Source organism: uncultured Dokdonia sp. (assembly GCF_937910895.1).
Taxonomy (GTDB): Bacteria; Bacteroidota; Bacteroidia; order Flavobacteriales; family Flavobacteriaceae; genus Dokdonia.
Genome location: NZ_CALEMI010000015.1, coordinates 1 through 15,173, shown reverse-complemented (window position 1 = coordinate 15,173; position 15,173 = coordinate 1). Strand labels below are relative to the sequence as shown.

The window sequence follows — 15,173 nt, the reverse complement described above, 5'->3', positions numbered from 1 at the left end:
AGAAAATGCTACTTCCCAGAACTAATATCCAAGACAAACTCATCAAAGAACGCAGTAAAAATGCTACAGGAGACGATATATTGGCTCAAGTACAACGTGTTTTTGAAGAAGACCGCTTACGCGAAAAAGGAATTATAGACACCTTAAAAGGGGTCGATAAAGATCATTTTGTCCCATTTAATTTTGATCTTCTTGATAAAGAGAGAATCTTCCATGTTAAACAAATTGAGAAAATTTGTGTTAATTATCGTTTACGATTCTTAGATTCTAAGTACTTTAAAGGTAAATATCCACAAGCCGCTTTGGATGAAATCAAGTATTTAGAAAACAAACATGAAACAACACTTGATGGTTTTAAAATCATTGCTCCTTCAAAAATGTTTGTCTTAGAAAAAACAGACGATCCCTTATTATTTGCGCCCATGGGGAATGGCTATTTTTATTTAATACACAAATGGGGGAATGATCTTCACCCACTACGTAAATTAATGATGTGGCCTTATAAATCGTTTGAGAACTTAATTGTACTTATTGTACTTTTAAGTCTTATTGCTACTGCACTCATACCAGATGGATTGTTTACAAAAAAACAGGATTTTTCTCAAGATATCATGGTTTTCTTTTTTATGTTTAAATCTATAGCTGCAGTTGTTTTATTTTATGGATTTGCATTAGGAAAAAACTTCAACCCTGCTATTTGGAATAGCAAATACGACAAAACACGTTAAATGAATATCCTCCCAAAGTCTCAATACGAGAAAATCTTTCATGGCTCTCAAATCACCACACAACATCTAAAGTTAGTGTTAGAAGAGTCTGGAATTACTAGTATAATTAGAGATGATGGAGAAAGTGCTTTACGTGCTGGTTATGGCGCAGATCATACCAATGATGTTAAATTATTTGTCGACAAAAAAGATGTTCTAAAAGCTAAGCATATTATCGCTAATACGGTAGACCATCTAGACACAAAAAATATCCCTGATGCAGACCTTGAAGAACTAGCAAAACAAAAAGATGCTGTCATTATGATGACAAAATCCACAAACACACGAAAAAAGGAGACCTACCGCAGGTCTCCTTTTAATGTATTTATCAATATCATTATTATCATATACTCCGCGTGGAGGCTCTCACCGCTTCTTGTGAGTGAATCGCTACCTACCTGGCGTATTGTATTAAGTGGAAGTCTTATTGCCGTATGTGGATGGGCTTTGATCAACCACTTTAGTAAAAAAGTCTAAATACGTCTTAGTACGCTTTCGCGAAAGCAAAACAAACCAATATAAATCAGTGTTTTATAGAGTATCGTTTTTTCTTTTGTACTTCAAAAAAAAAGCAGAACGCTAGTTATACATACTATCACGTAATTCTTTAATTTTCGGATCACTCATATACTCATCAAAAGTCATGTAGCGATCTATCACTCCTTTGGGTGTTAATTCAATCACTCTATTACCCACCGTCTGAGCAAACTCATGATCATGCGTTGTTAACATTACAGTTCCTTTGAAGTTTTTTAACGCATTATTAAATGCTGTAATTGATTCTAGGTCTAAGTGGTTTGTCGGTTCGTCTACCATAAGGATGTTAGCACGCTTCATCATCATTTTACTAATCATACAACGCACTTTCTCTCCTCCTGAGAGTACATTAGATGCCTTTAACGCTTCTTCCCCACTAAAGATCATCTTCCCTAAAAACCCACGTAAGTGTACTTCTTCTCGCTCTTCTTCTGTTTGTGCATACTGGCGTAACCAGTCTACAAGGTTTAAATCTGAAGATTGGAAGTACTCAGAATTATCCAAAGGCAAATAGGATTGTGTCGTTGTAATTCCCCAAGAGAATTCGCCGCTATCTGCTTTTTGTTTATCATTAATGATTTCATAAAAGGCAGAGGTCGCTCTACTATCTCTTGAAAACAGCACTGCTTTATCTCCTTTTGCAAGGTTTATGTCTATGTTTTTAAATAAGATTTCTCCGTCAAGAGAAGCTGTTAATCCTTGCGTATTAAATATTTGATCTCCTGCTTCTCGGTCACGGTCAAAAATAATACCTGGATAGCGTCTGCTAGAAGGTCTGATCTCTTCTATATTTAACTTCTCAATCATCTTCTTACGAGAGGTTGCTTGCTTTGACTTTGCAACGTTTGCACTAAAACGAGCAATAAACTCTTGTAATTCCTTTTTCTTCTCTTCTGCCTTTTTGTTTTGTTGCGCTCTTTGTCTTGCTGCTAATTGAGAAGACTCATACCAAAACGTATAATTACCACTATAATGAGTAATCTTACTGTGATCAATATCAGAAATATGCGTACACACAGCGTCTAAAAAGTGTCTATCGTGAGATACTACGATCACACAGTTTTCATAATTTGCTAAGAAATTCTCTAACCAATTGATCGTTTCGTAATCTAAATCATTGGTAGGCTCATCCATAATAAGCACATCAGGATTTCCAAACAATGCTTGTGCAATAAGTACACGTACACGTTGTTTTCCATCAAGATCTGCCATTAATGTATAATGGTGTTCTTCTTTTATACCTAGGTTAGAAAGCATTGCTGCCGCATCACTATCGGCATTCCATCCATTCATCTCATCAAATTGCAATTGCAATTCTCCTATACGATCTGCATTCTCATCAGAATAATCTGCATATAACGCATCGATTTCTTTTTTGATCTTATATAAGGGCTTATTACCCATGACTACAGTTTCTAGAACATTATACTCATCATACGCATAATGGTTTTGCTCTAGCACAGACATACGCTTTCCTGCTTCTAAGTGTACGTGTCCTGAAGTAGGATCTTGTTTTCCAGAGAGGATTTTTAGAAACGTAGATTTTCCAGCACCATTGGCACCAATAATACCGTAACAATTGCCAGAAACAAAGGAAGTGTTTACTTCGTCAAACAAAATGCGTTTTCCAAACTGTACTGATAAATTAGAAACTGAAAGCATACCCTATTATTTATTTATATTTTAAGCCTGCAAAAATACCGATTCTTGGAGAGACTGCGAAGCAGATCCAAAGGATACTATCATTATTATTTCACTTTTACTGTAATAACCAAAACTCTTATACATAATTATAGTGTTCATCATTAATTTTTTCAATAAAATGATGTGTGTTTTTAACTTCTAATTAACAAGACATTTTCTTTGTAAAAGTTACATTTGATAGTTAATTACTAATACTCAAAGTTATCACTCATACTCAACGACATACAGTTTATATAGGAATTATACCCATCCTCTTATCACTATTTGTGTTAACTGCTTGCGACTCTTCTAAAAACAAAAAAACCAAAGGCACGTATCTTGGTGGAGAAATTGTGAACCCTAAGAGCAATTATGTCCTACTCGAAAAAAATGATAAGATTGTAGATTCTATTCCATTAGATGCCAATAATCGTTTTTTATATGAATTTAAAGATTTTAAACCTGGATTATACCGATTTGCACATAGAGAACATCAGCTTTTACATATAGAGCCTGGTGATAGTATTATGATCAGAGTAAATACGCTAGAGTTTGATGAGTCGCTTAGTTTTTCTGGTAAAGGTGCAGAACGTAGTAGGTTCTTAATAGAAATGTATCTTCAATGGGAATTAGAAAATGAAAGATTTACACAATATTATCAAAAAGAGCCAAAGGATTTTGAAAATTTGTTGGATTCCCTGTATCAAGTGAGATCAAAACGACTAGATAAATTCTCTCAGAAGTATGATGTTTCTGAATCGTTTAAAGAAATTGCAGAAGCTGCTGTAAATTATGACAACTATCAACGTAAGGAAAGTTATCCATTTTCTCATTATAAGAAAAATGATAAGCTGAGCTTTATACAAGAATTGCCATCAGACTTTTACCGCTTTCGCGAAAGCGTAAACCTCAACAACGAAAACTTAATAGATTTATATGCCTATCAACGCTATATCAATGCGTTTTTAGATCATCAAGCGTATAAAGAATATTGCCAGAATCGTTCGTACAACACTGTGTCTTTTATACACAATTACCATGAAATAAAGGCGATTGATAAGTTTATTACAAATCCTGAGCTTAAGGATATGAAGTTGCTTAGGACGGCCACCATATTTATTGCCAATAGTAATGATAAGAAAGGGGTCGATGAAATTTTTGAGCTTCTGTCTGCTTCTATTACGTCACCTGATGTAAAAAGAAAGGTAGAAAAGTTGTATGATTCTCATAAAAAAATGGAAGCTGGAAATATCATTCCAGACTTAATGCTCATCAATGCAGAGCAACGTATGGTGACCTTATCCAGTAGAATAAGAAAACCAACGGTACTTTATTTTTGGTCCTACAATAACCACATGCACTTGGAAGAGTCTCACAAAAAAGCAAAAGACTTGCAATCCAAATACCCAGAGTTTAATTTTATAGGCATTAATGTAAATGACGAAAATGACAAATGGGTAAAACACGTACGACAACACAAATTTAACGCCGCTAAGGAGTACCGATTTAATAATGCTCGGGATGCAAGAATTTCTCTTGTGATTAATGACTTGAGTAAAACGATTGTACTAGATAAGAATGGCAAAATACTAAATAGCCATGCCAATATTCATCGTACAGATTTTGAAAGTGAGCTACTCGCCTATCTTAATCAATAACTAAAAATAGAAAAAGCCGTTTCAAATTTGAAACGGCTTTTTTATGTGTATGAGAAAAACGTAATTAGTTTCCTTTCTTATAATCTTCTAAAAACTTTGCAAGTCCTATATCTGTTAATGGGTGTTTTAACAATCCTTCTATAGATGATAAAGGTCCTGTCATCACATCTGCTCCTATTTTTGCACAATCTATAACGTGCATGGTGTGACGTACAGAAGCCGCAAGAATTTCTGTTTCAAAACCATAGTTATCATAGATAAGACGAATCTCTGCTATTAGGTTAAGCCCATCTGTAGAAATATCGTCAAGACGTCCTATAAAAGGAGATACATACGTCGCTCCAGCTTTTGCCGCTAGTAATGCTTGCCCCGCAGAGAATACCAAAGTAACATTGGTACGAATTCCTTTATCACTAAAATATTTACAGGCTTTTATACCGTCTTTAATCATGGGTAATTTTACTACGATTTGCTCATGTAATGCAGCTAATTCTTCACCTTCTTTGATCATCGCTTCATACTCGGTAGCAATTACTTCTGCACTCACATCTCCATCAACGATATTACAAATATCAACATAATGCTTTAAGATATTATCACGACCCGTAATTCCTTCTTTTGCCATAAGCGATGGGTTTGTTGTTACGCCATCAAGTACGCCTAGGTCTTGTGCTTCTTTAATTTGAGCGAGATTTGCAGTATCAATAAAAAATTTCATAGGATAGAGTGTTATTGTTTTATTTTTTGCAAAAATAAGTAAAGAAACAATCCTAAAATAATCGTGTGGTTTTAATTTATCTCACACTTATACACAATCTATAGTTTATAATGATTGAGAAGTAGTTTTTCATACCACGTATCTGGCAAGATTCGCTTAAGAGCAATACTAAACTTTTGCATAAAGAAACCAACTCTATAATGCACTTTAGGATTTTTAGATTGCATAATACGATGCACCACTTTTGCCATTACTTGAGTATCCATCCCCGCATCTACATGCTCATCCATAAGTTGTAATGTATTGCCGTAGTTTTCTTTGTAAGGAGAGTCATCAAGAATAGGAGCATGATACCGACCTGCCGCAATGTTGGTTGCAAAATCTCCTGGAGCCACTGTTGTCATTTTTATATTAAATTCTTTAAGTTCCATACGATAGGCCTCTGTGGTAATACCTAGAGCACCTTTGGTAGCGCTATAGATTCCCCTGTAAGGCAATCCCATATACCCAGCAATAGATGTTATATTAATAATCATACCGCTGCGTTGGCTACGCATGGTAGGCAATACTGCCTTTATGACTTCTAGTGCTCCAAAATAATTAGTTTCAAAAACACGTCTTATCTCTTGGTCAGGCGTTTCTTCTAGAGGACCGGTGATCCCCATTCCTGCATTATTAATCACATAATCTATACGATTTTGATCTTTAAGAATTGTTTGAATTGCTTGCGTGATAGACGAAGTTTGTGTAACATCCAAAGGAATCATACGTACCTTTCCATCCATTGTTGTTTTAGGGTTACGGCTGGTTCCGTATACCACATAGCCTTTCTCAGATAAATAATATGCTATTGTTTTCCCTATTCCTGAGGAAGCCCCAGTGATTAAAACGACTTTAGACATCTGTATTACATTTAATAGCAAATATCAAACTACGCACATCAATTTGCAAATAATACATGAAGGTATTGTTATTATTAGACATATTCATAAAGCTAGAAACGAGCAACTATCTAATAGCTCGCGCTTTATCCAAAAATGAAAAGTATCCACTAGGGTCTCTTAACATACTATAAGCAGAGATGCGATTTTTTACTTTCCCATTGGCATCTAGTGCCAATAATGTAGGGAATGCGCCTTCTTTGTTATATTTTTTTTGAAGCTCTTTATTTTTTTTCAAAAGTGAAGGTGGAATAATATCATCTCTAAAAGGGACGTCAATCTCTAACAGTACAAAGTCGTTAGATTGTTTTACAAAATCTGGATGTTGCCAGAAATCTTTTTTTAGCATTTTACAAGGTCCGCACCAATCACTTCCTGTAAAATACATCAAAATAGGTTTCTTTGTTTTCTTAGAAACTTTTTTTGCCTTTTCAAAATCTGTAAGCCAATTTACTTCTTGGGCATTAGAAACCCCAGCTATAGCAATAAAAAGAATAAAAAATAATGACTTCATCATACGATTTTACACTGACAAATTTAAAATTTTATAGAAGATACACAAATAGGATTTTCTTTTTTGATTTTCTTTTACAGAAATAACAAGAATCTTGCCAGAATATTATTATTCTACTCGCTTAAAATTCTATCACGGCTTCTTCAAGTGTTTTTCTTACCTTTTTAAAATCAGCAAACATATCATCTACTGCACGATATCCTATTGGCATTACGAGTACTGAGGAGAGTCCGCGTTCAGAAAGTTTTAAGAGCTTATCGTAACCATTAGCCTGAAATCCTTCCATGGGACACGCATCTATTTTTTCTAGAGCACATATTGTAAGTAGATTTCCCATGGCTAGATAGGCTTGTTTTGTCGCCCAGTTTTCAATAGCCTCTGGAGATTCTTTTTTAAAATGATCACGTAAATAGTCTCTGTAAGGTTGTAATATTTCGTCTGGTGTATTTCTAATCTCTTTTACATTTTCAAAATATCCCTCTATATATGATGGATCTATTTTTTTTTCTATGCAAAAAACCAACACATGAGACGCATCTGCTACTTGTTGTTGATTCATGGACAATGGCACCAACTCATCTTGTAACTTTTGATTATGTATCACTAATAATTTGACGGGTTGTAACCCAAAACTGGAAGCCGTAAGATTAAATGCTTTTTTGATAATAGCTATTTTATCATCTGTCAAATGGCGGTTTGCATCAAATTTCTTTGTGGCGTATCGCCATTGAAGTGCTTCTAATAGTTGTGACATAAGTTCTATAGTTTGGTGTAGCAAAGATACTATGTGACAACAAGAAAAATAATAAGTAGGTATAGTAAAAATTAATAGTAGTATGTAAAATACAAAGGTCTAAAAACAAAAAAGCCTTCCAAAGTATGGAAGGCTTTATATATGTATTGATATGCTTGTTTATTTTTTAAACTTAGCGTATTTGTTTTTGAACTTATCGATACGACCTGCTGTATCTACTAGTTTAGCTTTTCCAGTATAATATGGATGAGACGTTCTAGAGATCTCTAATTTGATAAGTGGATACTCAGTTCCATCAACATCAATCGTTTCTTTAGTTTCGGCAGCAGATTTTGTTAAAAACACTTCATCATTTGACATGTCTTTAAATGCAATTAATCTATAATTTTCTGGGTGTATACCTTGTTTCATCTCGTTACTCTTTATTAATGCTCGATTTTTCGAGGTGCAAATTTACGTATATTTTCCAATATTGCAATAATTTTAATTAAAAAAAGTAAATTATTGTTGATTACTAGTACAACAATGAATTTCCACACCTACCCCAGCAAGACAACAAGCTAAACAATTTGGCGAACAATTGACATACACTGCTAATGATCTTGCACAAGCTTCTATATTTGGTATGCATAAAGCTCTACTAGAATTATTCCACTCTTTTAAATTTCTACGTATATCACTAATAGAAATTTTATTTTCTTTTAATTCCAGAAAAGAATCATATAATTCTCTATCTGATAAAATTAGAGTTGACATACCTTTATTTACAGTTTCAATATCAACATCCTCTTCAAGAAACTCATCAATAGGAGTGTTAATCAAAACTCTATCAAAATTATTCAAGAATGTGTTGATTATTACTATATTTTCTTCTTGACTTTTATAGTGGTTATCTATAGTGTTTTCTAAAAAAGAGAAATCAAGTGTTTCTAAATTTGAATTTAATTCAGGACTCATCGATGTTTCTTCGTCTGAGCAAGAAATAAATGTTAGAAAAATTAATATTGTTAAAGTGTAACTAATTATTTTCATAGCTTCTATATTATTAAATTAAATATGAAAAGTAAATATACTACTATAAATCAATATTTTACGATTGATATTCAAAAAATAAATCCTTATTATTTTTTAAGCAATAATCACAACGTAACGTTTTGGTATCTTTGTGTACTAATGCAACGATAACCAACATTTATATATAATGGAAAATAACAACCCACAACAAAAACCAGATATGAAAAAAATAATGATCAATATGGGATTATTATTAGGGGTCATATCTATTCTCATCAGCGTCGTAAATTACACGCTAGGAGATAATATATTTCAACCACATTGGTCTTTACAATTATTAGGGTTTATCATATCGATTGTTGTTATAGTCTATGGTATGAAGCAATACAAAGAATCAAACCAAGGATTTCTTAAACTGGGTGAAGCCATAAAAATTGGGTTAGGGATTTCAGTTATTTCTGGGTTATTAGGGGTTGTTTACTTTATTATTTTTACAAACTTTATAGAGCCCACATTTTTTGAACAGTATATAGACTTTCAAAGAGAAGCTGCTATAGAAGGAAATCCTGATTTAAGCGTAGAACAAATAGATGCCGGTTTAAAAATGTCAAAACCATTTATGAACGCTGGTTTCTTTGCTGCAATACAAATTATCCTAGCTTTATTCTTCGGATTTATTATATCTTTAATTTCTGGTTTAGTACTAAAAAGAGAGAATCCAGCAGCATAATCTATTACAACTTATATGCAACTATCCGTTGTTATTCCCTTGCTTAATGAGCAAGAATCCCTTAAAGAATTACACCATTGGCTTTCAGAAGTACTGGAAGCCAATGGTTTTTCCTATGAAATCCTGTTTATCGATGATGGAAGTACCGATCAATCTTGGAAGGAGATATATGCGCTTTCGCGAAAGCATACTCAAGTAAAAGCCATCAGGTTCAGTAAAAATTATGGGAAGTCACAAGCCTTACACGCTGGGTTTGCCGTGGCACAAGGGGATGTGATTATTACCATGGATGCCGACTTACAAGACAATCCAGAAGAAATTCCTGAATTGTATAAAATGATTACCGAAGATGGATACGATCTCGTTTCTGGATGGAAAAAGAAAAGATACGACTCGGTGATTGCTAAGAATTTACCTAGCAAGCTATTTAATGCTGCTGCGCGTCACACCAGTGGTGTTAAATTACACGATTTTAATTGCGGACTGAAAGCCTACAAAAATGACGTTATAAAAACAATAGATGTCTACGGAGAGATGCATCGCTATATTCCGGTACTTGCTAAAAATGCTGGATTTTCTAATATTGGTGAAAAAGTAGTAAAACATCAAGCACGTAAGTATGGTACTACAAAATTTGGTATGGAACGCTTTATCAATGGCTTTTTAGATTTATTGACTATTTGGTTCCTGTCACGATTTGCCAAAAGACCTATGCACCTTTTTGGAGCTTTAGGTGTTTTGATGTTTTTTATCGGATTTTGTTTTTCCCTTTACTTAGGAATAGATAAGTTATTTATTCATCCTACAGGTCGTCTGATCACAGATAGACCTCAATTTTATATCGCTTTAATAGCGATGCTTATGGGGGTACAATTATTTATAGCTGGATTTATTGGAGAACTTTTACAACGATCTTCTAGGGACAAAAAGCGTTACCAGATTAAAGAGACGATATAAGTAAATCTTTTTAACGTCTTATTAATGTAAAGTGTCCATAGTATTCTGCACCTTCATACATTATTTTGTACCAATAGCCATTTGTAGGCATAAGCACTCCATTGTAGGTACCGTCCCATCCCCTATTCCTATTGTCCATTTCATACAGTAATTTTCCGAATCTATCAAAGATCTTAACTTCCATCCCTTGATAATTTTCTACTTCTTTAACATGCCAAAAGTCATTGGTACCATCATTATTAGGTGTAAAATATCGAGGTGCGCCACGAATGAGAACCAGCTCATTGTACTCATTACATTCATCTAAATCTTTAACAATTAAGTTATAATACTTTGGAATTAAATTTGTAAAATGACCATTGTTTTGAAAGGTTTGCCCTCCGTCTATAGAGTATAATAAGTCTATAGACGAATCACTAGGAGTTACAATAATAGCATTATACTGCTGGAAATCTAACACCTGAATACTAATATCAAATATGGCTGTTTCGGTGACAACAAATTGTATTTTACCATCACATCCTTCCTGAGTCACAACATCTAAGTTGTAAGTTCCAACCTCATTTACAACAATACTTGGAGTTGTCTCACCAGTGGACCATTGATAAGAAAGATAGGAACCATCTGTAGCCAATAGCGCTCCACCATCAGAAGTACAAAAGTTGACCATTTTAATTTCTTCATCTACACCCTGTAAAATATCAAAATTTACCTCTCCTATTGCTAGACAGTCAGCATCACCTAAAACTCTATAGTAAACACTCAAAAACCCTTCAGCAGACAAAGAACTTGGTACAGTATTTAGATTTAATTCGTTAGTCTGTGCAATCACATCGTCTATTGATAAATAAAAATCTAAAGATGAATTAGCAGGGAAATTTTGGAGAATTTCATTTTGTAAGATTTGTAACGCTTGCCATACGTCCTGTTTACTCAATAGTATATCACACAAAGCATACGTAAAATTAGTTCCCTGAGGATTGACAGCAACATCAAGTATAATTTCTATGATATCATTACACGATGACTCACTTCCTACGACTAAATATATTGTTTCTCCATTGGTAGCGTTTGAATATATAGTAGGACTAGCAATAGAATTTTGATCTAATTGAGCATCTGTTATAGAATTATAAAATCGGTATTGAAGATTATCAATCTGTAATTCTTCATTTGTAAAATCAATCAAGTTAAAGATACTTCTTCCATCATCTACACCATCAATATCACATTGACTAAAAACGATAGATGCTGGTACGTCTAATTGAGGAATAATTTCTACAAACTCTACAAAAGTTTTTGGAACACGATCTGAAAATTGAAACTCAACAGTGATAGTATACAATCCTGGTGAGGTAAAATTATGAGTAGGATTAATAGAAGTAGACGTATTATTAGGACCACTAGATGGATCTCCAAAATTCCATAGCGCAGCAGTTACGTTTGCATTAGAATCTACCGTAAAAACAGTGGTGTCATTCTCACAAACATTGTTTATGGTTATGAAAGATTCAAAAAAAGATTGAATATACTGTGGTAATCCAAATGAACTATTGCTAAGCACCAAATTTACAGATCCTTCCGTAAAGTTTATGGAAGGTCCCGATAATTTTGGAGAATTAATGACTGATAGCGTTGGTCCTGGAAGTGCATGATATATTTTTCTATTCATAGCAATTTGTAGGGCTCCAGCTAGATCACTTAATGCCTCACTCTCACGATTTAACACCACGTATCTAGAATTAGGTATAGACGCCTCATTTAAGTCATATTGCTCAATAACATAACGATCAGACAACCCTTGATCATCAATTGTTTTTCCACTAAAATATAATTTTGAGGAATCTGATGAGAATTCAACACCATAATACACCAGATCATCCCCAATCAATAATTGATCACTTACCATTCCTGTTGTGTTATTAAAATCATATAGATATGCCAAACCTCCCAAATTAGGTTCAAATAAACAATGTGCGATTGCTAATTGAGACCCATCTGGGGAAATCTTCATAGCCCCTCTAAAATTCTCAAAATCATTAATATTAGGTCCAACCGTAGAAATGACTGGCGTGTTACTAATTCCTGAAGCATCTAGCAAATAGGAATAAAATGTATCTTCAAAATGAGTAACTATCCAGTAATTAATACCATCTGCTGTTTCTACAACAGAAATTTTTTCTGATCCTTCTATTAATAGATTTGTATTTTTTTCTATGACTTCCCCTAGCCCATTATCGCCAGCCATAGAAACAACAGAATAATTGATTCCATTACCCATCCCATTATTTTGATAGGCTTGGACTTCGTCTGTTGTGATGATATAAAAAAGAGTACTACTTCCAGGTAACGGTACAATCACGGCAGATTGAGTAGAGGATAAGCTGCCTAACAAATCAGTACCATTAAGCATGACCTGGTTATTTCTATTCCAAACAGTAGTTCCCTCTGTATAAAAAAGAATATCGCCTGTATCTTTGTTTGAGATGGCAGAGCAACCTTCGGTAGTATCCAATGCACCATCATCTATTGCTACAGGAGTACCAGAATTAAAATCTAATCCTGCAAAGCTTCCAAAATACCAGTTAGCAGCATCTCGTTGTGCTGAAACCTGCATAGATAGTACTAAGAAAAAAGAAATTGATAAAAGAATTTTCAATGCTTGGTTGGATTAAAAAATATAGAAACTGACTCGTTTTAATTCAAATATCATCCATATTAAGTATAAAACAGTAATTACCGATAAAAATTAACACAAAAACGTATTTTTGTACTGTAACCTTTTACTTAAAAAAATGATCTATCACAAACCTGAAATTCTCGACAAAGCTAATACATGGCTTACTGATACTTTTGACAAAGAAACTCAAGATACTATAAAAGAGGCTATAGCACATCACCCTGAAGAACTCGAAGATAGTTTTTACAAAAGCTTAGAATTTGGTACAGGCGGTATGCGCGGGATTATGGGACCAGGTACCAATAGAATCAATAAATACACTTTAGGAAAAAACACACAAGGGCTTTCCAATTACTTGAATAGAACATTTCCCGACATCACCGTAAAGGTCGCTATTGCGTATGATTGTAGACATAATAGTAAAGAGCTTGCTAAAACTGTAGCTGATGTCTTCTCTGCCAACGGAATAGATGTTTTTCTATTCTCTGATTTGAGACCTACGCCAGAGCTTAGTTTTGCTGTAAAACACTTAGATTGTCAATGTGGCATTGTACTTACGGCAAGTCATAATCCTCCAGAATACAATGGTTATAAAGTATATTGGGTAGATGGAGGACAGCTCGTTCCACCACAAGATACAGAGATCATTCAAGAGATAGAAAGCTTAGACTTTAAAGATATTCAGTTTCAAGAACAAGAAAATCGGATCACCTATATAGATACAGAAGTAGACAAAGCATTTATAGATGCGAGTGTTGCTAATGTAACATCAGATGTGACGCCACAGCAAAAAAAGGATCTTACGGTAGTCTTTACATCCTTACACGGAACTTCTATAACGCTTGTGCCAGACACCTTGAGACAAGCAGGTTTTACCAATCTTCATATTGTTGAAGAACAAGCGACTCCCGACGGAAACTTCCCTACGGTTGCCTCTCCGAACCCAGAAGAACCTTCTGCTTTGAAGATGGCTTTAGAGTTAGGAGAAGTAAAAAATGCAGATATCGTAATTGGAACAGATCCCGATTGTGATCGACTAGGAATTGCTGTGCGTGGAGATGACGGGAAACTAGCGATTCTCAATGGAAATCAGACCATGATTTTAATGACGGATTATTTGTTGGCACGCTTTCGCGAAAGCAAAAAAAAGCAAAACAACCCATTTGTTGGATCTACGATTGTATCTACCCCAATGATGGATGTGCTTGCGCAATCTTATGATGTAGAATGTAAAACGGGTCTTACTGGTTTTAAATGGATTGCTAAGATGATTAAGGACTATCCTGAACAACACTTTATAGGCGGTGGCGAAGAAAGTTTTGGATATATGGTAGGAGATTTTGTGCGTGATAAAGATGCTGTTACCGCTACTCTATTGGCTTGTACCATTGCTGCCGATGCAAAAGCACAGGGAAAAACGCTGTACCAAATATTAAAAGACTTATATGTGACACACGGTTTTTATAAAGAATCATTGATTTCCCTCGTAAAAAAAGGACAATCTGGCGCAGCCGAAATCAAACAAATGCTGATTGACCTACGAGAAAATCCGATGAAAGAAATTAATCATAGTAAAGTCTTACGCGTAGAAGATTATCAATCACAGACCGCTAAAAACATCTTAACTGGAAAGACAGAAACTATTGATATTCCAGCGTCTAACGTGCTTATTTATTATACAGAAGACGGAAGCAAGATCGCGGCAAGACCAAGTGGTACAGAGCCTAAAGTAAAGTTTTATATCAGTGTCAACGAGCCTTTAGCTAGTTTGGAGGATTATGACACTATTTCAGCGCAATTAGACAACCGTATCGCTGGCATAAAAAATGCACTAGGCGTATAAATTAATTTTGCTTTCTTGCCTGCCAGCTGGCAGGCAAGAAAGCGTAACATCTCTTATGAACTACTTTAAAAAGATTTTGCGTTTTGCGCTTCCCTATAAAAAATATGGTTTTTTAAATATTATTTTTAATATCCTATATGCCCTATTTGGAACACTTTCTTTTATATCCTTAATCCCGATGCTTACGGTGCTATTAAAGCAAGTAGAGCCTATTAGAGTGAAGCCTATCTACGATGCATCTACTTCTTTAAGAGCCTATCTTGAAGATACCCTTAATTATTTTATAAATATTAAGATTGACGAGCATGGTGAAGTGTATGTATTAGGGATTATGGTAGGGGTTGTTATTATCGTCTTCTTCCTGAAAAACCTATTTG

14 protein-coding genes and 1 pseudogene are annotated in these 15,173 nt (G+C 34.4%); 7 read left to right on the top strand and 8 right to left on the bottom strand.

Annotation, left to right across the window (positions count from 1 at the left end):
- Positions 1 to 5: 5 nt before the first annotated feature.
- Both Q0505_RS01265 and Q0505_RS01260 read left to right on the top strand, forming a co-directional pair.
- Positions 6 to 728, top strand: coding sequence for a hypothetical protein (locus Q0505_RS01265; protein WP_299207933.1), 723 nt, complete (start codon positions 6 to 8; stop codon positions 726 to 728).
- Positions 729 to 1,244 carry a hypothetical protein gene (locus tag Q0505_RS01260; RefSeq protein WP_299207931.1) on the top strand — a complete coding sequence of 172 codons (516 nt, stop codon included), beginning with the start codon at positions 729 to 731 and terminating at the stop codon, positions 1,242 to 1,244.
- A 102-nt stretch (positions 1,245 to 1,346) separates the two neighbouring features.
- Here Q0505_RS01260 and Q0505_RS01255 read toward each other — a convergent pair whose 3' ends face one another.
- On the bottom strand, positions 1,347 to 2,966 hold the full coding sequence (locus tag Q0505_RS01255) for an ABC-F family ATP-binding cassette domain-containing protein (protein ID WP_299207929.1): 1,620 nt from the start codon (positions 2,964 to 2,966) through the stop codon (positions 1,347 to 1,349).
- 308 nt (positions 2,967 to 3,274) lie between these two features.
- Between Q0505_RS01255 and Q0505_RS01250 the strand changes: the two genes are divergently transcribed.
- Positions 3,275 to 4,645 (top strand): thioredoxin-like domain-containing protein, encoded by a 1,371-nt coding sequence (locus tag Q0505_RS01250; protein WP_299207927.1) that lies wholly within the window; start codon positions 3,275 to 3,277, stop codon positions 4,643 to 4,645.
- 64 nt (positions 4,646 to 4,709) lie between these two features.
- Here the strand turns inward: Q0505_RS01250 and fsa are convergent, their stop codons facing one another.
- The 6 genes from fsa to Q0505_RS01220 form a co-directional block, all read right to left on the bottom strand.
- Entirely contained in the window at positions 4,710 to 5,363 is a 654-nt protein-coding gene (gene fsa, locus Q0505_RS01245; RefSeq protein WP_299207925.1) for a fructose-6-phosphate aldolase, read from the bottom strand.
- A gap of 98 nt (positions 5,364 to 5,461) precedes the next feature.
- The gene (locus tag Q0505_RS01240; RefSeq protein ID WP_299207923.1) at positions 5,462 to 6,265 is read right to left on the bottom strand and encodes an SDR family oxidoreductase; all 804 of its coding nucleotides are present in this window, start codon (positions 6,263 to 6,265) and stop codon (positions 5,462 to 5,464) included.
- Positions 6,266 to 6,371: 106 nt separating this feature from the next.
- Positions 6,372 to 6,821, bottom strand: a complete 450-nt coding sequence (locus Q0505_RS01235) for a thioredoxin family protein (protein ID WP_366519357.1) — start codon at positions 6,819 to 6,821, stop codon at positions 6,372 to 6,374.
- 118 nt (positions 6,822 to 6,939) lie between these two features.
- Positions 6,940 to 7,572, bottom strand: a complete 633-nt coding sequence (locus Q0505_RS01230; protein ID WP_299207922.1) for an NAD(P)H-dependent oxidoreductase — start codon at positions 7,570 to 7,572, stop codon at positions 6,940 to 6,942.
- A gap of 159 nt (positions 7,573 to 7,731) precedes the next feature.
- Entirely contained in the window at positions 7,732 to 7,983 is a 252-nt protein-coding gene (locus Q0505_RS01225; protein WP_299207920.1) for a type B 50S ribosomal protein L31, read from the bottom strand.
- Positions 7,984 to 8,073: 90 nt separating this feature from the next.
- A complete protein-coding gene (locus tag Q0505_RS01220) occupies positions 8,074 to 8,604 on the bottom strand; it encodes a hypothetical protein (RefSeq protein ID WP_299207918.1) in 531 nt (176 codons plus the stop codon).
- Between the two features lie 202 nt (positions 8,605 to 8,806).
- On the opposite strand from Q0505_RS01220, the gene Q0505_RS01215 reads away from it, so the two are divergent.
- Positions 8,807 to 9,316, top strand: coding sequence for a DUF4199 domain-containing protein (locus Q0505_RS01215; protein ID WP_299207916.1), 510 nt, complete (start codon positions 8,807 to 8,809; stop codon positions 9,314 to 9,316).
- Between the two features lie 15 nt (positions 9,317 to 9,331).
- The gene (locus tag Q0505_RS01210) at positions 9,332 to 10,273 is read left to right on the top strand and encodes a glycosyltransferase family 2 protein (RefSeq protein ID WP_299207914.1); all 942 of its coding nucleotides are present in this window, start codon (positions 9,332 to 9,334) and stop codon (positions 10,271 to 10,273) included.
- A 10-nt stretch (positions 10,274 to 10,283) separates the two neighbouring features.
- Here the strand turns inward: Q0505_RS01210 and Q0505_RS01205 are convergent, their stop codons facing one another.
- Positions 10,284 to 12,890, bottom strand: a complete 2,607-nt coding sequence (locus Q0505_RS01205) for a T9SS type B sorting domain-containing protein (protein ID WP_299207912.1) — start codon at positions 12,888 to 12,890, stop codon at positions 10,284 to 10,286.
- 178 nt (positions 12,891 to 13,068) lie between these two features.
- Between Q0505_RS01205 and Q0505_RS01200 the strand changes: the two genes are divergently transcribed.
- Complete coding sequence (locus tag Q0505_RS01200; protein ID WP_299207910.1) at positions 13,069 to 14,796, top strand: phospho-sugar mutase; 1,728 nt, start codon at positions 13,069 to 13,071, stop codon at positions 14,794 to 14,796.
- Positions 14,797 to 14,851: 55 nt separating this feature from the next.
- A pseudogene (locus Q0505_RS01195) lies at positions 14,852 to 15,173 on the top strand (ABC transporter ATP-binding protein); the annotation flags it as partial.